At 61.5% G+C, this 22423-nt stretch carries 23 protein-coding genes; 12 read left to right on the top strand and 11 right to left on the bottom strand.

Annotated features, from left to right (window positions below):
- The 10 genes from NKJ32_RS31935 to NKJ32_RS31890 all read right to left on the bottom strand — a co-directional run.
- On the bottom strand, nucleotides 1–187 hold a 187-nt coding region (locus tag NKJ32_RS31935), incomplete at its 3' end, for a co-chaperone GroES (RefSeq protein WP_352830010.1).
- Nucleotides 188–617: 430 nt separating this feature from the next.
- Nucleotides 618–1601, bottom strand: coding sequence for a 3-oxopimeloyl-[acyl-carrier-protein] synthase BioZ (bioZ, locus tag NKJ32_RS31930; RefSeq protein WP_352788662.1), 984 nt, complete (start codon nucleotides 1599–1601; stop codon nucleotides 618–620).
- Nucleotides 1598–2863, bottom strand: coding sequence for an adenosylmethionine--8-amino-7-oxononanoate transaminase (locus NKJ32_RS31925; protein WP_352830008.1), 1266 nt, complete (start codon nucleotides 2861–2863; stop codon nucleotides 1598–1600). Before NKJ32_RS31925 ends, bioZ begins: the two co-directional genes overlap by 4 nt.
- Entirely contained in the window at nucleotides 2863–3498 is a 636-nt protein-coding gene (gene bioD, locus NKJ32_RS31920) for a dethiobiotin synthase (RefSeq protein ID WP_023679599.1), read from the bottom strand. The genes NKJ32_RS31925 and bioD overlap by 1 nt, the downstream gene beginning before the upstream one ends.
- 11 nt (nucleotides 3499–3509) lie before the next feature.
- Nucleotides 3510–4649 carry an 8-amino-7-oxononanoate synthase gene (locus NKJ32_RS31915; RefSeq protein WP_352788665.1) on the bottom strand — a complete coding sequence of 380 codons (1140 nt, stop codon included), beginning with the start codon at nucleotides 4647–4649 and terminating at the stop codon, nucleotides 3510–3512.
- A complete protein-coding gene (bioB, locus tag NKJ32_RS31910) occupies nucleotides 4646–5644 on the bottom strand; it encodes a biotin synthase BioB (RefSeq protein WP_352788701.1) in 999 nt (332 codons plus the stop codon). Before bioB ends, NKJ32_RS31915 begins: the two co-directional genes overlap by 4 nt.
- 94 nt (nucleotides 5645–5738) lie before the next feature.
- Nucleotides 5739–6593 (bottom strand): carboxylating nicotinate-nucleotide diphosphorylase, encoded by an 855-nt coding sequence (gene nadC, locus NKJ32_RS31905; RefSeq protein WP_352643785.1) that lies wholly within the window; start codon nucleotides 6591–6593, stop codon nucleotides 5739–5741.
- Entirely contained in the window at nucleotides 6593–8134 is a 1542-nt protein-coding gene (locus NKJ32_RS31900) for an L-aspartate oxidase (RefSeq protein WP_352830006.1), read from the bottom strand. The genes nadC and NKJ32_RS31900 overlap by 1 nt, the downstream gene beginning before the upstream one ends.
- Nucleotides 8131–9105: a quinolinate synthase NadA gene (gene nadA / locus NKJ32_RS31895; RefSeq protein ID WP_352625280.1), complete on the bottom strand. Its 975-nt coding sequence runs from the start codon at nucleotides 9103–9105 to the stop codon at nucleotides 8131–8133. Before nadA ends, NKJ32_RS31900 begins: the two co-directional genes overlap by 4 nt.
- 66 nt (nucleotides 9106–9171) lie before the next feature.
- Nucleotides 9172–10140 carry an NUDIX hydrolase gene (locus NKJ32_RS31890; protein ID WP_352625301.1) on the bottom strand — a complete coding sequence of 323 codons (969 nt, stop codon included), beginning with the start codon at nucleotides 10138–10140 and terminating at the stop codon, nucleotides 9172–9174.
- 174 nt (nucleotides 10141–10314) lie between these two features.
- Here NKJ32_RS31890 and panB point away from each other — a divergent pair, with 174 nt between their 5' ends.
- The 9 genes from panB (at nucleotide 10315) to NKJ32_RS31845 (ending at nucleotide 18053) form a co-directional block, all read left to right on the top strand.
- Complete coding sequence (gene panB, locus NKJ32_RS31885; RefSeq protein WP_352625282.1) at nucleotides 10315–11175, top strand: 3-methyl-2-oxobutanoate hydroxymethyltransferase; 861 nt, start codon at nucleotides 10315–10317, stop codon at nucleotides 11173–11175.
- Nucleotides 11172–12032, top strand: coding sequence for a pantoate--beta-alanine ligase (gene panC, locus NKJ32_RS31880; RefSeq protein WP_352625284.1), 861 nt, complete (start codon nucleotides 11172–11174; stop codon nucleotides 12030–12032). Before panB ends, panC begins: the two co-directional genes overlap by 4 nt.
- Before the next feature lie 95 nt (nucleotides 12033–12127).
- A complete protein-coding gene (locus NKJ32_RS31875) occupies nucleotides 12128–12853 on the top strand; it encodes a LuxR family transcriptional regulator (RefSeq protein ID WP_352625286.1) in 726 nt (241 codons plus the stop codon).
- Between the two features lie 93 nt (nucleotides 12854–12946).
- Nucleotides 12947–13597 carry an acyl-homoserine-lactone synthase gene (locus NKJ32_RS31870; protein ID WP_352625288.1) on the top strand — a complete coding sequence of 217 codons (651 nt, stop codon included), beginning with the start codon at nucleotides 12947–12949 and terminating at the stop codon, nucleotides 13595–13597.
- A complete protein-coding gene (locus NKJ32_RS31865) occupies nucleotides 13594–13968 on the top strand; it encodes a transcriptional regulator domain-containing protein (protein ID WP_352625290.1) in 375 nt (124 codons plus the stop codon). Before NKJ32_RS31870 ends, NKJ32_RS31865 begins: the two co-directional genes overlap by 4 nt.
- A 58-nt stretch (nucleotides 13969–14026) precedes the next feature.
- Entirely contained in the window at nucleotides 14027–14437 is a 411-nt protein-coding gene (locus NKJ32_RS31860; protein ID WP_352830002.1) for a DUF2285 domain-containing protein, read from the top strand.
- Between the two features lie 372 nt (nucleotides 14438–14809).
- Nucleotides 14810–14992 carry a hypothetical protein gene (locus tag NKJ32_RS31855; protein WP_352625292.1) on the top strand — a complete coding sequence of 61 codons (183 nt, stop codon included), beginning with the start codon at nucleotides 14810–14812 and terminating at the stop codon, nucleotides 14990–14992.
- Between the two features lie 259 nt (nucleotides 14993–15251).
- On the top strand, nucleotides 15252–17075 hold the full coding sequence (gene glmS, locus NKJ32_RS31850) for a glutamine--fructose-6-phosphate transaminase (isomerizing) (RefSeq protein WP_023679615.1): 1824 nt from the start codon (nucleotides 15252–15254) through the stop codon (nucleotides 17073–17075).
- Between the two features lie 723 nt (nucleotides 17076–17798).
- Nucleotides 17799–18053, top strand: a complete 255-nt coding sequence (locus NKJ32_RS31845) for a helix-turn-helix domain-containing protein (RefSeq protein ID WP_031212627.1) — start codon at nucleotides 17799–17801, stop codon at nucleotides 18051–18053.
- Between the two features lie 1137 nt (nucleotides 18054–19190).
- Here the strand turns inward: NKJ32_RS31845 and NKJ32_RS31840 are convergent.
- A complete protein-coding gene (locus NKJ32_RS31840) occupies nucleotides 19191–19580 on the bottom strand; it encodes a hypothetical protein (RefSeq protein WP_023679620.1) in 390 nt (129 codons plus the stop codon).
- 612 nt (nucleotides 19581–20192) lie between these two features.
- On the opposite strand from NKJ32_RS31840, the gene queC reads away from it, so the two are divergent.
- The 3 genes from queC to queE are packed head-to-tail and all read left to right on the top strand — an operon-like array spanning nucleotide 20193 to nucleotide 21978.
- Complete coding sequence (gene queC / locus NKJ32_RS31835; RefSeq protein ID WP_023679622.1) at nucleotides 20193–20891, top strand: 7-cyano-7-deazaguanine synthase QueC; 699 nt, start codon at nucleotides 20193–20195, stop codon at nucleotides 20889–20891.
- Nucleotides 20891–21247 carry a 6-carboxytetrahydropterin synthase QueD gene (gene queD, locus NKJ32_RS31830; RefSeq protein ID WP_352529523.1) on the top strand — a complete coding sequence of 119 codons (357 nt, stop codon included), beginning with the start codon at nucleotides 20891–20893 and terminating at the stop codon, nucleotides 21245–21247. Before queC ends, queD begins: the two co-directional genes overlap by 1 nt.
- A complete protein-coding gene (queE, locus tag NKJ32_RS31825) occupies nucleotides 21244–21978 on the top strand; it encodes a 7-carboxy-7-deazaguanine synthase QueE (protein ID WP_352642189.1) in 735 nt (244 codons plus the stop codon). The genes queD and queE overlap by 4 nt, the downstream gene beginning before the upstream one ends.
- The last annotated feature ends 445 nt before the right edge of the window (nucleotides 21979–22423 follow it).

Genomic DNA, 22423 nt, shown 5'->3' with positions numbered 1-22423 from the left:
TGACGTCCAGCGGGACGAGCTTGCCGGCTTCGTCGCGGGCGCCGGAACCGACGGCGATGATCTCGCCTTCCTGCGGCTTTTCCTTCGCCGTATCCGGGATGATGATCCCGCCGGCGGTCTTGGATTCGGATTCGACCCGGCGTACGACCACGCGGTCATGCAGCGGCCGGAAATTCGACTTTGCCATTTTTGGATTTCCTTGGTGCGGATGTTGAACGGTGCTCCGTTGCCGGAGCGTGGTTAGCACTCACCAGAAGCGAGTGCTAACGCGGCAGTGAGATAAGCCGCAGGCTCCTGCTAGTCAAGACGGAAGAGCAAAGAGCAAAGAGAAAAGAGAAGACAGCAAAGAGAAGAGAGTAAAGAGCGTGTAAGCATCGAGCCTTTTATGTGAACAATGTCGGGTATCAGACATATATGGGGCGGCTCACCCTTTGTATTTGAGCTTTATTCAGATGGCACGAATGATGCAACGGGTGATGCATTTGATCTCATCCAGAGGCTCGCACGGGGTCGTGCTGCGTCAGCTCGGTCATGTCGAGCTTCAGAAGGCCATTTTGGCATTGGTTCTGTTGCCCTATCGCCATTCATGACCAGTCCTGCGCGCGTGAGCCGGCCGGCTAGATTCCAACCACGAGAGCGCCGCCGCTGAGACCCGCACCCGCCGCCGACAGAAGGATTTTCTCTCCAGGCTGGAATGGCTTCATCTGGTTGGCGAGCGAGAGCGACAGCGGGATCGTCGCGGCCGAAGAGTTGCCGTATTCGGCAATCGTCTTGACAATTGCTTGGTCCGCGATGCCGAGGTTCCTCCCGACCGCGTCGAAAATCCGAGTATTGGCCTGATGCGGCACGAACCGGCCGAGATCGTGTGGCCGCACTCCGGCAGCGGCTAGAGCGCTTGTCGAGCAATCGGTCATCATCTCCACGGCCATTGCGAACACTTCGCGGCCGTCCGTCATCCTCATTCGGGTTTGCGCGAGATCGAGGTCACCGTGGAACGGCTTGTTGCTTCCTCCTGCGGGAATCTGGATCAGCCCGTATCGCGAGCCGTCCGAATCCACCGAGGCACCGAGAATGCCCCGATCAGCATCATCGCACTGACCGATCACCAGGGCGCCGGCGGCATCGGCAAACAGGACCGAGCTTGCGCGCTCGGCTGGATTGATGCGGCGGCTGAGGATGTTGGCGGCGATAACAAGGCTCGCTTTGCCGTGCAGGCGGGTAAATCCGTCCGCGAACATCAGCGCATAGATGAAGCCGGCGCAGGCGCCGGTCAGATCGACAGCGCCGGCGCGGCCCAGCCCCAACCGATGTGCGACCAGGGGCGCGCTGGGCGGCAGGAGGTGATCGGGCGTCGAGGTGGCAAGTAACAGCAGACCGATGTCGTGGCGCGCAATGCCGGCGTTCGCCAAAGCCATGTCGCCGGCTTGCGTGGCCAAGCCAGACAGCGTGTCTTCGTCCGTTGCCCAGAAGCGCGAACGAATTCCGGTGCGCCGCTCGATCCAGCCCGGTTCGAGGCCGAGATTGTTCTCGATTTCGGCATTGGCCACCTTTCGCCCAGGCGCATGATGGCCAAACCCGAGAAGGCGCGACGACCTGCTCATGGCCTCGAACCGAAGCGTTCGCCGGCTTCCTCGATGGCGTCATAGAGCCCGTCCAGCTCCTCGCCGGTGATGCAATAAGGCGGGAGAAGATAGAGGACATTGCCGAGCGGGCGCACAAGGAGCCCGCGCTTGAGGAAAAAAGCGCGCAGTTTCGGGCCGATTTCGGCCAGATAACCGGCTGAGCCGGCGCGAAGATCGAGCGCCGCAATCGTGCCGGTCGTCCGCTTGTCGGTGAAGTAGGGATTGTCGCGAAAGCGTCTAAGCCCGGCGGCCTGCTTCGCGCTCAGGGCCGCGATCCGCTCGGCCACCGGCTCGTCCTGCCAGATCTCGACATTGGCGAGTGCTGCCGCGCAGGCAATCGGATTGGCGGTGTAGGAACTCGAGTGGAAAAAGGTCTTCTTCCTGTCCGTCGAATAGTGAGCCTGGAAGATGGCATCGGTGGCGAGTGTGGCCGCCAGCGGGATGGTGCCACCGGTCAGGCCCTTCGAGGTGCACAGGATATCCGGAGAAATCGATGCCTGCTCGCAGGCGAACATGCTCCCGGTGCGGCCCCAGCCGGTCATCACCTCGTCGGCGATCAGCAGCGTGCCGGAGGCTTCGGCGATCTTCTTCAATCCGGTCAGAACCGAGGCCGGATACATCCGCATGCCGCCGGCGCCAAGCACCAGCGGTTCGATGATCAGCGCGGCGGCGCGCCGGTCGCGGCTGACGGCCTCGAATCTATCCAGCGTTTCCTGCTCGCGGCCGGCGGCCGGGAAGGGAATGGTGTCGACCTCGAACAGCAAGGGTTCGTAGGCGGCGTTGAACACGCCACGGGCACCGACGCTCATCGTGCCGATCGTGTCGCCGTGATAGCTGTGCTCCATGACGACGATGCGCGAGCGCGGCGCGCCGATGTTGCGGAAATAGCCGAGCGCCATCTTCAGCGCGACTTCGACGCTGGTCGAGCCGCTGTCGGAATAGAACACCCAGTCGAGTCCGGCGGGAGCGAGTCCGACAAGCGCCTTGGCCAAGCATTCGGCAGGCTCGTGCGTGAAACCTGCGAAGATGATCTGGTCGAGGCTCGAGGCGGTCGTCTCGATTGCCTTTATAATGCGGGGATGGCGGTGGCCATGTGTGACGACCCACCAGGAGGAAATGGCGTCCAGAATGCGCACGCCATTGCCTTTGTGGAGATAGGCGCCTTCAGTCAAGACGATTTCAGGGATTGCCGGCTCGAGCGCGTGCTGGGTGAAGGGATGCCACACACGGGAATGCGGCATCATTCGCCTCCGGCAATCAAAGCGAGGTCGAAGCCGGCAATCATCGCTTGTCTCAGCGTTTTGTCCGTTAGCGGATCGAGGTGCGGCAGCCTGCCGAGTTGCGGCACGTCGCCGAATTCCACGATCGTCCGTTGCGTATCGGTCATCTCATCGCCGATGAAGGCGATGCCAGCCAGCGGGATAGCGCGCGCCCGCAGGGCCTCGATCGACAGCAGGGTGTGATTGATTGTTCCGAGCGCAGTGCGGGCGCACAGAATGACCGGCAACTGCCATTGCTCGAATATGTCGATGAACCTTGTCCGGCGGTTCAGCGGCACCATCAGCCCGCCGGCGCCTTCGATGACGAGCGGTGTCGGCAGGACCGGAAACGAAAGATCGGCAGCCTCGATCGAAACGTCGTCGATTTCGGCCGAACGATGCGGCGAAAGCGGGCTCTTCAAGCGGTAGGCTTCCGGCAGCACGCGCCCCGACGGCAGCCCGGCAAGTCGCGCAACCGCCTCGCTGTCGGTCTCGCCGTCGAGGCCCGATTGCACCGGCTTCCAGTAGAAGCCGTCAAGCAGGCCGGCAAGCCCGGCCGAAAACACCGTCTTGCCAATTCCGGTGTCTGTTCCGGTGATGACGATGCGCTTGGTCATGTCGCCTCCGGTCATGTCTGCGCCAACACCTCGACGAGCGCCTCGACCATGGCGGAAATGTCGGCTTCGCCGATATTGAGCGTCAGTGAGATGCGCAGCCGCGACGTGCCCTCGGGCACGGTCGGCGGACGAATGCCGCGTATGTCGAAGCCGCGGGCCTGCAGGCGCGCCGCCATTGCCATGGTGCGCCTGACATCGCCGATCACCAAGGGCTGGATCTGAGAGCCACTTGGCATCACACCGCAGCGATCGACCAATTGGCGGCCTGCGAGGGCAACGCGTTCATGCAGCTGAACACGCCGCATAGGCTCGTCGGCGAGCATTGCGAGCGCTTCGCGCGCCGCGACCGCCATCAGCGGCGATGGCGCGGTGGCGTAGATGAATGGCCGGCAACGGTTGATCAGATACTCGCACAGTGTCCTCGGCCCGGTCACGAGCCCACCAGATGCGCCGAGCGCCTTGCCGCAGGTGTGGAGCGCGACGATGTTGTCGCGGCCCTCGAAAGCGGCGGCCAGCCCCCGGCCGTCCGGTCCCCAGACGCCGGTGGCGTGCGCCTCGTCGACGACGAGGAATGCCTCGTGCCGATCGGCAAGCGCGACCAGGCTCTCCAAAGGCGCGCAGTCGCCATCCATGCTGTAAAGGCTTTCCACCGCGATCCAGACGCATCCCATGCCGCCTTCGGCGCGCCAACACGTGATCGCATCCTCGACAGCATCGACGTCGTTGTGCGCGGCCAGCTTGAACTCGGCGCGCCCGGCCTGCGCACCCTCATGCATGCTGGCATGGGCGAGCTCATCGAGGACCAAAAGGTCGCCCTTCTGCGGCAGCGCAGTCAGCAGAGCGAAGTTGGCGATGTAGCCGCTGCCGAAGAATAGCGCGCCGTCGGCTCCAAAGAATGCTGCCGCGTCTGCCTCGAGCTGCTCGTGTTCCGGTGCATTGCCGCGCAACAGCCGCGACCCGGTGGCGCCAACCGGCGTGCCCCGCGCAATCGCCGCCACAACCGCTTCGCCAAGTCTTTTGGAGGCGGCAAGCCCGAGATAGTCGTTCGACGAGAAGTCGAGCCCGGCGCGCGGCTTCAGCGTCCGCAGCCGGTCCTTGCGCGCCAGTCCCTGCAAGGTCGCCTCATAGCGGGCAAGCGGTGCCCCGTTCATTGCGCCTCGAGTTCCATCGGCTCGATGCCGAGGCGCCGGAACAGCAGGGTATCCTTGTCCTCGCCGGGATTGTCCGCCGTCAGCAGCGTGTCGCCGACGAAGATCGAGTTGGCGCCGGCAAAAAAGCACAGCGCCTGCATCTCGTCGGTCATGGCCGTGCGGCCGGCGGAGAGACGGATATGCGATTTCGGCATCATGATGCGCGCCAGCGCGATCACGCGCACGAATTCGATCGGCTCGATGGGCTTGGCGTCGGCAAGCGGGGTGCCGGGGATCGGGATCAGCATGTTGATCGGAACGCTTTGCGGATGTTCCGGCAGGTTGGCCAGCGTCACCAGCATGCCGATCCGGTCCACCGGCTCCTCGCCCATGCCGACAATGCCGCCGCAGCAGACATTGATGCCGGATTGGCGAACGTGCTCGAGCGTCTCGAGCCGCTCCGCAAAGCTCCGCGTGCTGATGATCTCGCTATAGTAGCGTTCCGACGTATCGATGTTGTGGTTGTAAAAGTCGAGACCAGCCTGCTTCAGTCGAGCGGCTTGCTCAAGATCGAGCATGCCGAGCGTCATGCAGGTCTCCATGCCCAGCGCCTTGACGCCTTCGACCATCGCCACCACCGCATCCATGTCGCGCGCCTTGGGGTTTCGCCAGGCCGCGCCCATGCAATAGCGGGTTGCGCCGGCGTCACGCGCTTTCTTCGCCTCGACGATGACGCGCCTGACCTCCATCAGCTTCGACGCCTTCAGGCCGGTCTCGTGATGCGCCGACTGGCTACAATAGCCGCAATCCTCCGGGCATCCGCCCGTCTTGATGCTGAGCAGCCGGCTGAGCTGGACCTTGTTTGGATCGAAATTCTGGCGGTGCACGGTTTGCGCGAGGAAGAGGAGATTGTTGAAGGGGGCATCGTGAAGTGCCTGAGCCTTCTCCAGGGTCCACGCTCCAGGGTCAGGGGATTGAGCCTGTGGCGATGTCTGCGTTGGACTGGCTGTTTGCATGTCCATGCTGTTCTCCGGTTCTGCCTTGCTTTGCTGTCTGATTGACGACGATCGGAAAGGACAGTTGATTCGATCCTGTTCGTTCCTCAGGCAATCATGAGTCCCAATAGTCGAGGCCGATATCCAGGATCGGCGCGCTGTGGGTCAGTCGGCCGACTGAAATCAGATCAACGCCGGTCGCGGCAATCGCTCGCGCTGTATCGGACGTGATCCCGCCAGAAGCCTCGGTGATAGTGCGGCCACCAACGATTGCGACCGCGCGGCGAAGATCGGCGAGGGACATGTTGTCGAGCAGAACCGCATCGGGAGCGAAGCCAAGTACCTCCTCCAACTGGGCCAGCGTATCGACCTCGACTTCGATCTTGACGAGATGACCGGCCCGTCTTCGTGCTCGCTCGAGCGCCGGGCGAACGCCGCCTGCGATGGCGATGTGGTTGTCCTTGATCAGAATTGCGTCGTCGAGGCCGAAACGGTGATTGGATCCGCCACCCGCGCGCACCGCATACTTTTCGACTGCCCTCAATCCGGGCGTCGTCTTGCGCGTGCAGACGATCTTCGCGCCATATCCACGAACCGCAGCGACGATCGATGCCGTTGCTGTAGCGATGCCGCTCAGATGGCACAAAAAATTGAGTGCCGTCCGTTCGGCTGTGAGAATGGCCCGGGCAGGGCCAACCACTGATGCAATGACCTCTCCATCCATGACATTGCAGCCGTCTGCCCGCTCCACCGAAATTTCGACATCAGGATCAATCAAGCGGAAAGCGAGCATCGCCAGATCGAGGCCGGCGACAACTCCGGACTGGCGCGCCGCCAACACGGTTCCCGCTTGGTGTTCCTTCGGGACGATGGCCTCCGTGGTCAAGTCGCCGGCTCTGCCAAGGTCTTCAAGAAGAGCTGCCCTTACAAGCGGCTCAAGCATGACCGTGGGAAGCGGTGAGAGCGTCATCACTTTGCCCCTTCGAGGCTTGGGGAGTTTCCGAGTTCCCGCGCAGCGGCCAAGGCGGCTTCGAGGGTGATTTCGGACCGTCGGGCGACAGTCGCATGATGAGGAAAATCTGTCCGGTAATGAGCGCCGCGGCTTTCTTGGCGCAACAAGGCGGCAACCGCGATCATTAGCCCGACAGCCGCCGCATCCGAGGCCGCGTCCTTGCTTTCGGCGAGCGGCAATAAGGCACGTGCGGCTGCTTTCAAACCTTCACCATCCCGGACGATGCCGAGTGCGCGCGACAGGAAAACACGCACGGGTGTCGGAGCGGGCGATGGGTAAACGTCCGCAAACGCAGGCTTTGTTCTGCGAGCAGGCGTTCCGGCGACACTTTCAGCGACCCAGCGGGCGCACACGACGGCCTCGGTCAAGGAATTGCTGGCGAGCCTGTTGGCGCCATGCAGTCCTGTCGAAGCGACTTCGCCGCAGGCCCACAGCCCCTTGACGGACGTCCTACCGGAGCCGTCCACGGCAACGCCACCCATGTGGTAGTGTTGGGCCGGACGAATGGGGATGAGATCGCGCGCGGGATTGATGCCGGCTCCACGACAGGCTGATGCGATTGTCGCGAAGTGTCGAGCAAATTCCGGGCCAGGCCGTTGCCGCGCGTCGAGAAAAACACGGTGGCCGTTGGCAAGATGGTTCCAGACGGCGCGCGCCAAGACATCACGAGGCGCAAGTTCCGCCCCTGGCACGCTCTGGAGAAAAGCCTGGCCGGTTTCGTCGATCAGGGCAGCACCTTCGCCGCGGACGGCCTCGCTGACCAGCACCATAGGGCGTTCCGGGCCGTCAAGCGCGGTCGGGTGGAACTGGATGAACTCGAGGTCGGCAAGAACAGCTCCAGCGCGGGCCGCAAGCGCCAGGCCCTGTCCGCAACTGCCCCAAGGATTGGTGGTGTCGAGAAACAGTCCCCCGATCCCACCGGTGGCGAGGACGACCCGCCGTGAGCCGAAGAAGACAGGTCCTATCGAACCGCTCGCCCAGACGCCTCGGATCGCGTTCTCTCGCACCGCCAGCCGGCGCGCTTCCATGCCCTCCACGACAACAATCGACGGAGTGGAACGCACAGCCGCGATCAGGGCACGCATGATTTCACGCCCGGTGCCGTCACCATGCGCATGAACGATGCGACGTCGGCTGTGTGCGGCCTCCAATCCGAGGCACAGTGATCCTTTCGACGTACGGTCGAAGGGAACCCCAAAGCCCGCAAGCCCCTCTATCGCCTTGGGCGCGGCTTGGAGGATGCGGCTCGCCACGTCTGTGTCGCAGAGACCATCCCCGGCGGCAAGCGTATCGGCCAGGTGCAGTTCCGGATCGTCGTCTTCGCCGAAACTTGCAGCCAGACCACCCTGTGCCCAGGTGCTCGAATTGTCAGCTCCCAGTAGCGTCCTGGACAGAAGAAGCACCGGCTCCGGCGCCAGTTGAAGCGCCGTCATCAGTCCGGCGATGCCGCCGCCGATGATGATGGGCCGCCCGAAGAAGCTGCGGATATCGGCGCTCAAATTGCCAGCATCCGTTCGACCGCAAGCCGCGCGCGCCCGGCGATCCCGGGTTCGATGGTTACGACATGGTGGTTCTGCTCGAGCGCCGTGCGGATGTTGGCAAGCGTGATCCGCTTCATGTGCGGGCACAAATTGCAGGGCCGGATGAACTCGACCTCTGGGTGCGCTAACGCGACGTTGTCGCTCATCGAGCATTCCGTCATCAGCACGACACGTGGCGGCCTTTGCCTTTCGACATAGTCGGACATGGCAGCGGTCGAGCCGGAAAAATCTGCTTCAGCCACGACGTCGGGCGGGCATTCGGGATGCGCGAGCACGATCACGCCGGGATGGCTTTCGCGCAACTCGCGGATGTCGGCCGGTGTAAAGCGCTCATGCACCTCGCAATGCCCTTTCCAGGCGATGATCTGCACATCGGTCTGGGCGGCGATATTCTGGGCCAGATATTCGTCCGGCAACATGATCACCTGGGGAACGCCAAGGGATTGGACGACCGCCTTGGCGTTGCCGGATGTACAGCAGATATCCGACTCGGCTTTCACTTCGGCCGACGTGTTGACATAAGTGATGATCGGCACGCCGGGATAACGCTGGCGCATCAAGCGCACGTCTTCTGCCGTGATCGATTCCGCCAACGAGCATCCGGCGCTGAGATCCGGAATGAGCACGGTCTTGTCCGGATTAAGGAGCTTGGCCGTTTCGGCCATGAAATGCACGCCGGCCAGCACGATGACTTGCGCCTCGATCGTCGCAGCCGTGCGGGCCAGTGCCAAGCTGTCGCCGACGATGTCGGCCACGCAATGGAAGATCTCGGGGGTCTGATAGTTGTGCGCCAGGATGATGGCGTTGCGCTCGCGCTTCAGTGCAAGGATCGCCTCGATATCCTCGACGAAAGCCGGCCATTCAATCGGCGGGATCACTCGTCGGACGCGCTCGTAGAGAAACGCGGCCGTAGGCAGCATGGCGCTCATCGACCCCTCCAGCTTATACTCTAGTTGAAAATAACCAGCATATACTTGCTGTGAGTATAAGGGATGTCAACCCCGCGCCAGCGGCAATTTTGTCCCGGCGATGACCCTCTCGTCGAGAGCGGCGTGGCGGAACCGGTAAAGCTTCGCTGGCCGGCCGCCGGTCTCCGTGGTGGCCTCTCCGGTCTCTTCGACCAGCTCCTGCTGCTCGATCAGGCGGCGAAAGTTCGGCTTGTGGATGAGCCTGCCGGCGAGCGCCTCCACGGTTCGCTGCAGCTGCAAAAGCGTGAAGACCGGCGGCATCAGCTCAAAGACGACCGGCCGGTATTTGATCTTGGAGCGCAGCCGCGCAATGCCGGTCGCCACGATGCGGCGATGATCGGCGACCATAGACTTGCTGGGCACCAGCGGAGGCGGCGTCGCGTCCCGTCCGCTTCCGGCCTCTTGGACCAGGCCTGCTTCGTAGACCAACTCATAGCGTTGAAGCGTGAGTTCCTCGTTCCAAAGGCGGTCGTCGAAGCCGAAGGCTATCGTCGCCCGCTGCCAGCGTTCACGTCGCGCGGCCGCGTCGCTGACGCCGTCTGCCCATTCAATCAGGCGCGGTCGCAGAACGTCCAGCACGACCGGAGGCGTGCCGGAGCGGTGGTCCTCCCATGGAAAATATTCATACCAACTCTGCCAGCCGCACTTGGGCGAGCCAGCTGCCTGTTCCTTGCGGGTCAATGCGAGATAGCTGATGGAGATGACGCGTTGCTGGCGCTCGGCGCCGATGCGATCCCGATCCGCGAAGGTGTAGAGTTGCTCAATATACCCCAGCGGATGGCCGGTCTGCTGCTCGACCCACCCCCTCAAACCGGATTGCAGCGATCGGTGCTCAAGCGCAAATGGTCCGGAGGGCAGGGTGTCCGCCTGGCCGATGGTGAGGACACAGGGTTCACTGTCGTTTACGGCGACGACAAAGGCGATCAGGTCCACTTTGACTTCGTCGGCCTTGACGGCGGCTCTGTCTTTCCTGGGTCCTATTGCCTGATCGTCCATGTTCGCGAAAGTGGTTGGCCAGCTCGGGGGCGCCTGAATCGATTTAAGTGTAAGCGCGCCTGTCCGCACGTCAACACCGCACAGCTGCACGGCCATTTTTTAGCTCTTCGCACTTGCACAAAAATGTGGCAAACGCGACACCCGCGGTTGGTAACGTTGGGGAAGGAGGGTCCATTGAGTGCGTTTGGTGACACCAAGGCGATTACACCGCCGGATATTCGTTCGCGTAAAGGTGGGACGCCGCTCGTCTGCCTCACCGCCTACACGACCCCAGTCGCCCGGCTTGTCGATCCCCATTGCGATGTGGTGCTGGTCGGCGACAGCGTCGGCATGGTTCTGCACGGCCTGCCCTCGACGCTCGGTGTGACGCTGGAGATGATGATCACGCACGGCCAGGCCGTGCGCCGTGGCCTCGAGCAGGCGCTGATGGTGGTCGACCTGCCGTTCGGTTCCTTCGAGGAAAGCCCCGAGCAGGCTTTCCGCAATGCCGCGCGCGTCATGGCCGAGACCGGCTGCGCGGCCGTCAAGCTCGAAGGCGGCGAAACGATGGCAGAGACGATCGGCTTCCTCGCCGCGCGCGGCGTGCCGGTCATGGCCCATGTCGGCTTGACGCCGCAGGCGATCAACACCATCGGTGGCTACCGCGTGCAGGGCAGAGGCGGGGATGCCGAGCGCATCAGGCGCGACGCGCTTGCGGTGAGCGAAGCGGGCGCCTTTGCGGTCGTGCTGGAGAAGGTTCCCGAGGCGCTCGCCCGCCGGATCACCGGGGAGGTGGCGACCCCGACCATTGGCATCGGTGCCTCGGCAGCCTGTGACGGCCAGATTCTCGTCGTCGACGACATGCTGGGCCTCTTCGGCGACTTCCGGCCCAAATTCGTCAAGCGCTATGCTGAACTGGGGGAGGCCGCTGCGGCTGCGATCGCGGCCTATGCGCGGGAAGTGAAGGAGCGCCAGTTTCCGGCCGCCGAGCACGTGTTTGCCGATGCGCCCAAGCCCACCGACGCGGACGGCACCAAGAGCGGAGAAGCAGCGTGAGCGTGCCGATTGTCAGGAGCGTTGCCCAGCTTCGCGAAATTGTCGCCGCATGGCGCCGCGAGGGCGTGAGGATTGCCGTCGTGCCAACGATGGGTGTCCTGCATGAGGGCCATCTCAGCCTGGTGCGCGCGGCACTCGTGAAGGCCGACCGGGTGATCGTGACGCTCTTCGTCAACCCGAAGCAATTCAACAGCCAGGCCGATCTCGCCGCGTATCCGAGCACCGAGGACGAGGATGCCGCCAAACTGGCACCGCTTGGCGCGCACCTGCTTTATGCGCCGGATGCAGAGGAGATGTATCCGGCGGCCTTCGCCACGACCGTTTCGGTGTCCGGTGTCAGCGAGGGCCTGTGCGGTGCCTTCCGGCCGGGACATTTCGATGGCGTGGCGACCGTCGTCGCCAAGCTCTTCCTGCAGACCAGCGCTGACTTCGGCTTCTTTGGCGAAAAGGACTTTCAGCAGCTTCAGCTAGTCAGGCGTATGGCCCGGGACCTGGATATTCCAATCACCATTGTTCCTTGTCCGACAGTCCGCGAAGCCGACGGTCTTGCACTATCATCGCGCAATGTCCGGCTCTCGCCAGCAGAGCGTGCTGTTGCCCCCAAGCTCCCATCGGTATTGCTCCAGACGGCTGAGCGGCTTGCCCGCGGCTCGCCCGTCCTGCCAACGCTTGCCGATGCGCGCGCAGCAATTCTGGCTGCGGGCTATCGCGAGGTCGAATACCTGGAACTTCGCGACGAGGCAGATCTGCGACCGATGACAAGCCTTGACCGACCGGCACGCTTGCTTGTCGCGGCCTGGCTCGGCGGCACACGGCTCATAGACAACGTCAGAATATCACGGGTTTCAACAGATTAACGGGGTTCTCGGCACGCGCTGTATCCGTCCGGGGATCGTTTAAAACAAGGTCTCTGCCTGGCATCGAGCGATCACGGAGGTTACGCAAAGCGCAAATGCATCGCGTGTTTGAGAACTTCGTCGAGCAACTGTCTGCGAGTGTTGATGCTGCCGATCTCCGTGAGGCAATGGCATCCGCTGCAGCCGGCTTCGATTTTCCGCTATTCGCCTACTTCACTTACCCGTCGGCCCCCGGCGACGCCCCGCAATTGATCTCAAACTATCCTTCATCCTGGACATCACGTTATCTGCAACAGCGGTACCACAGTCTTGATCCGGTCATCCTGCGCGGGCTGCAAGGCTGGGATACCTTCGATTGGGGTGTGGATCGCGCTCGGCACTGTCTGCCGAATTCGCAGCAACAAATTCTGGAGAGTGCGGCTGAGTTTGGCATCCGCGGCGGCCTGACGATATCCATGCATGATCATCGCGGCCGGTTTGCTGCCCTGACCTTTGCTTCCGACGAGTCCCGCCCGCCTCTGTTGCGGTCACTGACACGTTACGAAAAAGCATTGCAGCTGGTGGCCATCAACTTTCATAGCCATGTCCGGCGCAGGCTCGCCGACGATCGCGTGGTGGACGGTGTAACGCTCACCCCGCGGGAGTTCGAGTGCCTGAAATGGGCGGCGCGCGGCAAGTCGGCTTGGGTTATCAGCCAGCTTCTCGGCGTCTCAAAGCGCACCGTGACCTTTCATCTGGAAAACGCCAAGGCAAAGCTTGGCGTTCGAACGATCAACCAGGCCGTTGCACGACTGGCTGCCTCCGGCCAGGCGAGATCCTGATTCGTCGGCCACGATAGCTGTAAACCTCTACAGGCTGCATCGCTGCCGGCTTTGCCCTTCGATGGCGGGAACACATCCCGCACGGAGGCGACCATGATGCAGCTGATAACACCAGACCTTTACGACGAGTTCGCAAGCGAGCTCAAAGAGATGCACGGGCTCAGGTTTCGGGTGTTCAAGGAAAGGCTCGATTGGGAAGTTGATACCGAAGACCAGATGGAAACAGACCCGTTTGATGGTCTGAAGCCTGTCTATCTGCTCCTCAAGGGATCCGACTGGCGAATTCGCGGTTGCGTGCGTCTTTTGCCCAGCACCGGACCCACAATGTTGCGCGACACGTTCCCGGTGCTGCTGGGTGCTGACGTCGTGCCCTCGACTGCCGACATATGGGAGAGCAGTCGTTTCGCGCTCGATCTCCCTCCGTCGGCGCCCAAGGCAGCGGGCGGGCTGGCCCAGGCAACCTACGAGCTCTTCGCGGGCATGATCGAGTTCGGCTTGGCCAAGGATCTGACCCGGATAGTAACGGTGACGGACACGCGCATGGAACGGATCCTTCGCCTCGCGACGTGGCCATTGTCGCGCATCGGACAACCCAAGTCCGTCGGCAAAACGGAGGGGGTGGCCGGGTTTCTCGAGATTTCCCACGCGAGCCTTTTGCGCATCCGCAGCAGGGGACGTCTGAGCGGACCGGTGCTGTGGCAACCGGTTCTAGGCCCGTCGGCATTGTGGACACCTGAGCCGTGAAGCGTGCTGGTCTGCCCAAGGAAGCGACGGTCGGTCTTGAATGCTGGCCGGACTGGCGTCGTCACGAAGCTTACCATTACGCCAGACGATTGCCACGCACTGCCTGGGCCTGGGAGTTTCTTCGGCGCAATCCACAATTCCAGCGCGACCACGCCAAAATGGCACCGTCCGCCTGCATTGTCGGAGCCCAGGCCGACATGAAGATAATCGAGTTGACGACAGGATCATCTTTCCTAAGACAATGGAGCCTCCTTTTTCGCGGACGCGCCACAGTCGGACGCTACGTCGGCAAGGGTCTTTTGGGATCCGCGCGACTGCGCCCGTATTCTACGGGCGGCCGCGGAGCCGGTTGGGCTCGACCACGGTTTTGAACCGCTTGACCTTTTTTCGCTCTCATGCTGCAAGGACATCCTGCTGACGCCTGCCGGCGTGCAGCACGTGCTGCTGAGGGAGGACTGCCGGAGTCTGCAGATCGCCCTTTCCGGTGCATCCGTTCTCCGCCCGTTGCGGCTATATGTCGACGCGATCGTGCAGCCGCAGCACCTGAAGTTCCATGTCGCTGCCCTTCAGTTCCTGAGCGACATCAATGGTTGCGGCCGCCTGGCAGCTGCTTGCTTTCCGCCGGAACCCCGCGGAGCGCGTCTGCGGATCGTGCTCCAGGCTTTGGATGGCTCGCTTGCGGGAGCATCTCATCAGGAGATCGCCATTGCCCTGTTCGGGAGACGCCGTGTCGAAGAAGATTGGTCTCATCCAGGTAGCCATCTTCGCGATCAGGTGCGTCGCGCCATCCAACGTGGCCGCTACCTGATGAGCGGCGGCTATAGACAGTTCCTGATGTAATTCGGGTGCCAGCTTGGTGATTGTCTTGTTAGAAAACGCGCAGGCATCATCTCCATTTCTCACTGCTATTGTGCCTTGTACAAAACGTAACACGCGCCTAGTTCTTCCGCTGCGGGAATCGGGTTTGAGTAATACGGACGAAGCACTGAGAACCAAGGCTTTTGTGATAGTGCATTCATGCCCCGAGAATCCTGATGACCGTTACGAACCCCCAGAAAGCCGGCGCTGACTGAAACGGTCGCTGAACGTGCTCTGTGGCGTGCGCCGCCTGACTCTCGGTTTCGGCCATGCCGACTAACAGCGTATTGATAGGCCATCGCGGGCTAAGCTCTACCGGCGAAAGCCGCGTCAAACTGGCAGGCAATCAGAAACTTGATCGGCGGCGACGATGATTATGATCAACGTGACGAACACGTGAATCATGCCGACGGCGCCGACGTTGCCGATGATGATGATGCCGATCATGCGTCGCTGACGCTGCCTAACTACAGTGCTTGTGATCATGCCGATCACCGCGTGATCATGAGCGGCGGCGGTCCGTGGTCAGGTGCGTAGCCGGGATGGTTCGCGCATGGCCGATTGTTCCTTCGTGCCGCGGGGTGTGGGCTTGCGTTCGGGCATGAGGGCGTCAGGCGCAACGAGAAGTTAGATCAGGGCCCACAAACGCGACTCATCCATGGGGTGGATGATAGTTATCCCTACAATCAATTGTACCAATATTACCGAATACTACTACAAGGTTCCCAATGAACGCGGCCGGATGGGTATCCGTCTCGCGTGGGCTGAAGCTGCCGGCAAGAATGGGGAGACGAACATGTGCGGGATTGTTGGCATCGTTGGGCAACAGCCGGTGTCGGATCGGTTAGTCGACGCATTGAAGCGTTTGGAATATCGCGGCTATGATTCCGCCGGCGTTGCGACGATCACCGAAGGTGCCTTGCACCGCCGGCGCGCCGAGGGCAAGCTCGTCAATCTCGAGAGGAGACTGAAGGAAGAGCCACTGAGCGGCAACATCGGCATCGGCCACACGCGTTGGGCAACCCATGGGGCCTCGACGGAACGCAATGCGCACCCGCACTTTACCGACGGTGTCGCCGTCGTCCATAACGGGATCATCGAGAATTTCACCGAGCTGAAGGACGAATTGGCGGCGGCTGGCGCCGAGTTCCAGACCGACACCGACACCGAGGTCGTCGCGCATCTCTTGGCAAGACACCGCCGGGAGGGCATGAGGCGGCAAGAGGCGATGCGTGCCATGCTGAAACGCGTCAGGGGCGCCTATGCGCTTGCCGTCCTCTTCGAAGATGATCCGTCGACCATCATGGCGGCGCGCAACGGACCACCGCTGGCGATCGGTCACGGCGACGGCGAGATGTTCCTGGGCTCCGACGCGATCGCGCTCGCTCCCTTCACCAATGAAATTACCTATCTCATCGAGGGCGACTGGGCCGTTGTCGGCAATTCGGGCGCCCATATCTTCGATTTCGACGGCCACCCCGTCGAGCGTCCGCGCCATACCTCCACGGCCGCGGCCGATCTGGCCAGCAAGGGCAATCATCGCCACTTCATGGAGAAGGAAATCTGCGAGCAGCCCGAAGTCATCGCCCATGCTCTCCGTCACTATAGCAACATCATAGAGAATCGCGCCGACATGGTTTCTGGCATCGATTTCGCCAGGATCCCGAGCTTGGCGATCTCGGCCTGCGGGACCGCCTATCTCGCCGGACTGATCGGAAAATACTGGTTCGAGCGCTACGCGCGCCTGACGGTTGAAATCGACGTTGCGTCCGAATTCCGTTACCGCGAGATCCCGTTGTCGCCGCAGTCGGCGGCTCTTTTCATTTCGCAGTCCGGCGAAACCGCCGATACGCTCGCATCGTTGAGGTACTGCAAGGAGCGTGGGCTGAAAATTGGCGCTATCGTCAATGCCTGCGAATCGACCATCGCTCGGGAGGCCGATGCGGTCTTCCCGATCCTTGCCGGACCGGAGATCGGCGTCGCCTCCACCAAGGCGTTTACCTGCCAGCTTGCCGTTCTAGCCGCACTCGCCATCGGCGCCGCCAGAGCCCGCGGGACCGTAACCGAAGACGAGCTGCAGGCGCTCGTCAGGAGCCTCGCCGAAGTGCCGCGCGTCATGGGCCAGGTACTCAACAGCATCCAGCCGGAGATCGAGTTCCTGTCGCGCGAACTGTCAAAGTGTCGTGACGTCCTGTATCTCGGCCGTGGCACCAGTTTCCCGCTAGCGATGGAAGGTGCGCTGAAGCTCAAGGAGATTTCCTACATCCATGCCGAGGGCTATGCGGCGGGTGAATTGAAGCACGGTCCGATCGCATTGATAGACGACAACATGCCAGTGATCGTCATCGCGCCCCATGATCGCTTTTTCGACAAGACCGTCTCCAACATGCAGGAAGTGGCTGCCCGTGGAGGGCGGATTATCCTCATCACCGATGAAAAAGGGGCCGCCGCATCGAAACTCGACACTATGCACACGCTTGTGCTGCCGGCTGTCGACGAGATTATCGCGCCGATGATCTTCTCGCTGCCGATACAGCTTCTTGCCTACCACACGGCGCTCTTCATGGGCACAGATGTAGACCAGCCGCGCAATCTCGCAAAATCGGTCACGGTCGAATGATTGCGAACCTTTATAGGTGGCGATGCTCGTCCATCGAAAGCGCTACCCCCTGTCTGGATCCGAAGCCCGGATGAACCAGATGACCATTGTTTGCTGCAATTTGGGAAACTCGCGGTCGCCGCATCATTACAATCGCCATCCTTTTTTCGGCCGGTCGGGCGATTGCACAGAGCAGCCGGATCGAGCTTGCTCAAGCCGACGTCAGCACAAAAGCGCGCGGCCCTTTCGGCTGTTTCCTCGGGCGCCCTATCCTTTCGGTCTCCGAACAAGCATCGGCGGCTTAAAAAATTTGGTTAACACCGGTGATCGATGTGTGATTCAAGCACAAGCGCCGTCTTTCGCTGCATCGGCGGTGGAAATTGGTCAAAGGTATCAGCGGCCGCGAGGCTGGGTGGACGGTCCCGCGAATAGCCACTGGAGGCGTCAGTGAGAGTTCGAGTTGCTGTTCAAGAAAGCCATCGGGGAGAATGAGTCGTGTAGGATCGCAGGTCGAATGCGCTACAGCCGATCAGGCCATCTCATGGCGGGCAGGTTCTTAGAACTTGATCAGAAGCAGGTGAGCCGCCATATTCCGACCCGGCTGCCAATTTCAAGTGGCCCATTCCATGGATGAGGCCGGTCCGGCCGAATGGACGTCCATTTTTTTGATTTGCTGGGTGTGCGCCAGGGTCGGGGAGGAAATCTCCCGATTTGTCAGGCGCTCCCATCTTCTTGGAGATGTTTATGAAGGATTCGCGCATTCCCGAGCCAGTCTTGACGGCTATGTCGCAGGGGACCCACATCATCCGCGCTTATCGTGAGCACCTTGGGTATTCAATCGAGGACCTCGCGGTGGCGTGCGGGCTTGCCGCTGAGGAAATCCAAAACATCGAGCGGGGTGTGAGGTACAACAAGGGCTATCGGGATCGGATAGCAAGATCGCTGTCCATACCTGTGGGAATTCTTGAGGCAGAGGCGGACATATCGGACGCCGCCTGATCAGTCGGATAATCTGCAATGGGTGGAAGACCGCTCTTGTGATGTGAAGTTTGCGGCTGATAGTCATCGCTTGATTCCGTTGGACGCGAATGCCTTCTGGCGCAGTACCGCCAAGAGAATTCTCGTCCACTGTCCGATGGAACTGCACACGGGCTCGCCGAACAGGAAGTTGGAACGCTTCGTCATGCTGTCTTAGGCGATATAGCCGCCCGGAGTGCTGCGACACGTGCACGATAGCATCGGCTCGCGACGATGGATTGCTAACAGCGAACTCATGCTGGTCGGCAAGGCGATACTGGCTGGAGCATCAACTCGGCCGACGAGAGTGGCCCCCCATCCTGGACTAGGCAGGATCGGCCGACATGGCCGGCATCGCGCGCCGCTCTGAAAAGAGCACAGCGGGCATCCAGACGCTGCCGGGTTGACTATGGGTGTCGGAACAGCAAAAAGGGGCCGCTCTTCATGAGTGGCGTGCGCCGGCAGTCTAACCCCAAGCCCCCCCGCCAGGCTGCCGGCGCGCTTCTAGGAACATCGAGGTAGGGCACTATGCTTCCTTGTCCGACTACGCCTCGATCAGATCCCGAGCAGCCAGCCAGTGTCCGACCGTCGCTTGCGCCTCTGCCCGCTGAGCCTTGTGCTTCCTCCAGCGAGTCAAGCCGATCACCATGGGTGTCGCCAGTTCTGGTGCTCACCCATGTGCCATTTGCGATCTCGTGTCGGTGAGAGCACCGCAAGCACCTCCCCTGCTACGGCAAGGCGGCTTGCGTCGCCCGTGTTGTTACTATTCTTCGCTGTGATCGGAGTTTTTTCGTGGCTTCGGAATCGGGACATTCGGCTTTGCAAAAAAATAGGCCGTCGTGGTCGATCGTCACGCCCCCGAGTTCGGCGGCACGATGGAATGACATCGGCAGCGCAAGCTCCATTGCGCGAGGGGCTCGTCCCTTCAAATACTTGATGCATTTGCGCTTTGCGTCCTCCGTGCATGTTGCTCGATGCCAGGCGGAGACCTCTGTCTAAACGATCGCGCATCGATGCAACGCCCGCGCGTTGATCGCCATCATCGCGGCGATCGCTTTGCCGCGACCGCCGCGGCAGCGATGCGCATGCAAAAATTCACAGATGCATTCTAGCCAAATGCTAGCTGCCCAGCAAATGTCCGGCATTTCGCAAGGCCCCTAGGAAGAGACTGGCATGGCCGTTGGCATCGATCTTGGCCTGCATCGACAGGGGCATGCTGTGCCAGTTCTCCAAGGGCGTAGTGAAATGTGAGAACGTACCGTTGACGATGCACTGGTGGGTAACAAGACCCTGTCTGTCCAACGCCAGCACGCCGATCTGGTCGCCCTGATATCGGATGGCTGCGACCCGCTGGACCTCCGCGTCACCGTCGACCCGCACGTCGAAAAGCAGGATGCCGCGGCTCCTGGTGGCTACCTCGGCGGCCTTTTCAGCGAAGCTTAAGGAGAGCGAGCGGACGCTTTCGACCGCCAGCCGTAAAACCATCAAATCCAGTTCATCCACTGCCATAAGGTACCTGCGCGCAACACATGGGTGATAGCAATCGACCACACCGCTTGTTCACAGATGTCGGCTCACGACCGATCATTCAGGGTTTGCCGGTCAGTCCATTGACCGAGGGCGTGCTCCGGTTCGAACCGATCCTGAAGCGGAATGCGCTGGATCTACGGAACCCGAGGAGCAGGCCAGCCAAAGTTGCCGCGACAATTGATGTCGTGATCATTCCAGACATCTGCATCGGCGTCGCTGAACATCCCACTGGTAAGTCCGTTCTCTTGCGGCAAGCCCATCCTCGGGCCGTCTTGTACCTGAAACCCTCGCGGTGGCGTCCCTCGAAGCTCGGGACCGCCGGGCGCTTGATCGTCGAGAACTTTGTTTACGAAGGTCCGGACCTCCTGCAGAGCATATTCCGGTGCGCTCGCCTTTGAGCATTCCGCTGAAGCGTGACGTTTCGCTAGTCCGTGTTCCTTGCAGGCTCACCGCGAGGGCGCCTTGCACACAGCGGCACGTCAGCGCATGAAACTCGTCCCCCGTTCACTTCACAAAATGGATTTCCTGAAGTACTGGGAGCGCAGAGAAATCTCCGGTCGCAGCCTACCCGGTTAAAACAAGGACCCAACAATGAAGACTCTCGTCGTCTGCTCCGGCGGATTGGACTCCGTCACCCTTGCTCACAAGGTGGCAGCGGAGCACGAACTCGCCGGCCTCTTATCTTTCGATTACGGCCAACGGCATAGGAAGGAATTGGGCTTCGCCGCCCTTTGTGCGGAGCGACTGAGCGTCCCGCACCGCATCATCGACATCCACGAGATCGGCGGCGGCCTTTCCGGCTCCGCGCTGACCGATAATGTGGACGTGCCCGACGGGCACTACGCCGAAGACACGATGAAGGTCACGGTGGTGCCGAACCGGAACGCCATCATGTTGGCCATTGCCTTCGGCTTCGCCGCAGCGCACGACGCTGACGCGGTGGCGACGGCCGTGCATGGTGGGGATCATTTCATTTATCCCGACTGCCGTCCGGCCTTCATCGACGCTTTCCAGATGATGCAGGACCACGCGCTCGACGGCTACGCGAAGATTCGCATTTATGCACCCTATGTGAATCTCACGAAGGCGGACATTGTTAGGAATGGAGCAGCATACGGCACGCCATTTGCGCAGACCTGGTCCTGCTACAAGGGCGCCGAGCGTCACTGCGGGAGGTGCGGGACCTGTGTCGAGCGGCGCGAGGCGTTTCATCTCTCTGGGCAGCCGGACCCCACCGACTACGAGGACTCCGACTTCTGGCTCGATGCGCTGCGAAGGAGGACCGCGTAATGTTCCGCATCACCAAGGAATTCCACTTCTCAGCCTCGCATCAGCTCACCTCGTTGCCACCCGATCACCAATGCGCGCGCCTGCACGGGCATAACTACATCGTTGAAGTGGAGCTTTCAGCGAGTGGACTGAACGACAACGGCTTCGTGCGCGACTATCACGATTTGGCGCCATTCAAACGCTACATCGACGAGAGCTTCGACCATCGACATCTCAACGACGTGCTGGGACATGAGCAAGTCACGGCGGAATATCTGGCCAGACATTTTTATGAATGGTGCAAGGCACGCCTGCGCGAAACCTCGGCCGTGCGGGTGAGCGAAACGCCGAAAACCTGGGCGGAATACCGGCCATGACCGATACGCATCCCGCAATCCGCGTGAGTGAGATTTTCGGGCCGACGATCCAGGGCGAGGGCGTGCTCATTGGTTTGCCGACTGTCTTCATCAGGACCGGCGGGTGTGACTATCGCTGTTCCTGGTGTGACAGCCTCCATGCGGTGGATAATCAATTCCGCCATGAATGGGAGATGATGTCAATCGACACGGTGTGGCAAACCGTCGTTGCGCTTTCCGGTGGCCGGCCAGTGATGGTGTCACTGTCAGGCGGCAATCCTGCCATTCAGCCGTTTCGTGCGCTCATCGAGCGAGGCCATGGTGAAGGTTACCGTTTTGCGCTGGAAACCCAAGGTTCCGTGGTCAGGGACTGGTTTGCCGACCTTGACGTGCTGGTCCTCAGCCCGAAGCCGCCGTCAAGCGAAATGAGGACCGATTGGGCCGCTGTCGAGGCGTGCATCGAAGCGGCGCAGGAGAAGCCGCAAATCGTGCTCAAGCTCGTTGTTTTCGACGACAGTGACTACGCTTACGCGAAAGACGCCGCCGCGAGATTTCCGCGACTTCCGATCTATCTGCAACCCGGCAATCACACGCCGCCACGCGCCGGAAATGAAGACGCGCCTGTCGACCTTGACGGAATAATGAAACGCATGGAGTGGCTGATTGAAAAGGTGACCCGCGACAGGTGGTTCGAAGCCCGCGTGCTGCCGCAGCTGCACGTAATGCTCTGGGGTAACAAGAGAGGTGTCTAGCCTGCGCCCGCTAGGGCGACGGCCTTGGGCATAACCACAACAAGATGTCGACCATCTGGATGCCGATCGCAGCCACCTGAGGCAAAGTGCTTGCGTCGACGGCCTTCCAGCGGCTGCCAGGCTGCGTGTAACGCCCAGAGCGACCTCCAATCCCCGACGGTCGGCCCTTCCTTCGATGAAGGGCACGCGCCAGCGGCGAGTGCAGAAATCCGCACAAGCACGGCGTGAGAGGTCCTGCGCGTTTCTCGCGCCGCCGCGTTTTGGCACGGAGCTTGCGGCAGCGTTGGTGCAGCGTTCGACCGGAGCGCCGCGACGGGAGAAGGCTGGGCGGGAGGAACCCACCTCGATCCGGTCAGGGAAAGAAACAGTGTCAGCTGCACAAGTCCGCGGCGCGAGTCCCGCGCCCCGCAAACCCTTCTATGCCAAGCTTTACGCGCAGGTGCTT

This window comes from Mesorhizobium sp. M0159 (assembly GCF_040322295.1).
GTDB lineage: Bacteria > Pseudomonadota > Alphaproteobacteria > Rhizobiales > Rhizobiaceae > Mesorhizobium.
This window is presented reverse-complemented; position numbering and strand designations above follow the sequence as displayed.

Bases quoted from the DNA above. Each gene is read 5' to 3' on its own strand.
- bioZ (WP_352788662.1), bottom strand. From the start codon at position 1,601: ATGAGCAGGTCGTCGCGCCTTCTCGGGTTTGGCCATCATGCGCCTGGG.
- NKJ32_RS31925 (WP_352830008.1), bottom strand. From the start codon at position 2,863: ATGCCGCATTCCCGTGTGTGGCATCCCTTCACCCAGCACGCGCTCGAG.
- bioD (WP_023679599.1), bottom strand. From the start codon at position 3,498: ATGACCAAGCGCATCGTCATCACCGGAACAGACACCGGAATTGGCAAG.
- NKJ32_RS31915 (WP_352788665.1), bottom strand. From the start codon at position 4,649: ATGAACGGGGCACCGCTTGCCCGCTATGAGGCGACCTTGCAGGGACTG.
- bioB (WP_352788701.1), bottom strand. From the start codon at position 5,644: ATGCAAACAGCCAGTCCAACGCAGACATCGCCACAGGCTCAATCCCCT.
- nadC (WP_352643785.1), bottom strand. From the start codon at position 6,593: ATGACGCTCTCACCGCTTCCCACGGTCATGCTTGAGCCGCTTGTAAGG.
- nadA (WP_352625280.1), bottom strand. From the start codon at position 9,105: ATGAGCGCCATGCTGCCTACGGCCGCGTTTCTCTACGAGCGCGTCCGA.
- NKJ32_RS31890 (WP_352625301.1), bottom strand. From the start codon at position 10,140: ATGGACGATCAGGCAATAGGACCCAGGAAAGACAGAGCCGCCGTCAAG.
- NKJ32_RS31875 (WP_352625286.1), top strand. From the start codon at position 12,128: ATGCATCGCGTGTTTGAGAACTTCGTCGAGCAACTGTCTGCGAGTGTT.
- NKJ32_RS31870 (WP_352625288.1), top strand. From the start codon at position 12,947: ATGATGCAGCTGATAACACCAGACCTTTACGACGAGTTCGCAAGCGAG.
- glmS (WP_023679615.1), top strand. From the start codon at position 15,252: ATGTGCGGGATTGTTGGCATCGTTGGGCAACAGCCGGTGTCGGATCGG.
- NKJ32_RS31845 (WP_031212627.1), top strand. From the start codon at position 17,799: ATGAAGGATTCGCGCATTCCCGAGCCAGTCTTGACGGCTATGTCGCAG.
- NKJ32_RS31840 (WP_023679620.1), bottom strand. From the start codon at position 19,580: ATGGCAGTGGATGAACTGGATTTGATGGTTTTACGGCTGGCGGTCGAA.
- queC (WP_023679622.1), top strand. From the start codon at position 20,193: ATGAAGACTCTCGTCGTCTGCTCCGGCGGATTGGACTCCGTCACCCTT.
- queD (WP_352529523.1), top strand. From the start codon at position 20,891: ATGTTCCGCATCACCAAGGAATTCCACTTCTCAGCCTCGCATCAGCTC.
- queE (WP_352642189.1), top strand. From the start codon at position 21,244: ATGACCGATACGCATCCCGCAATCCGCGTGAGTGAGATTTTCGGGCCG.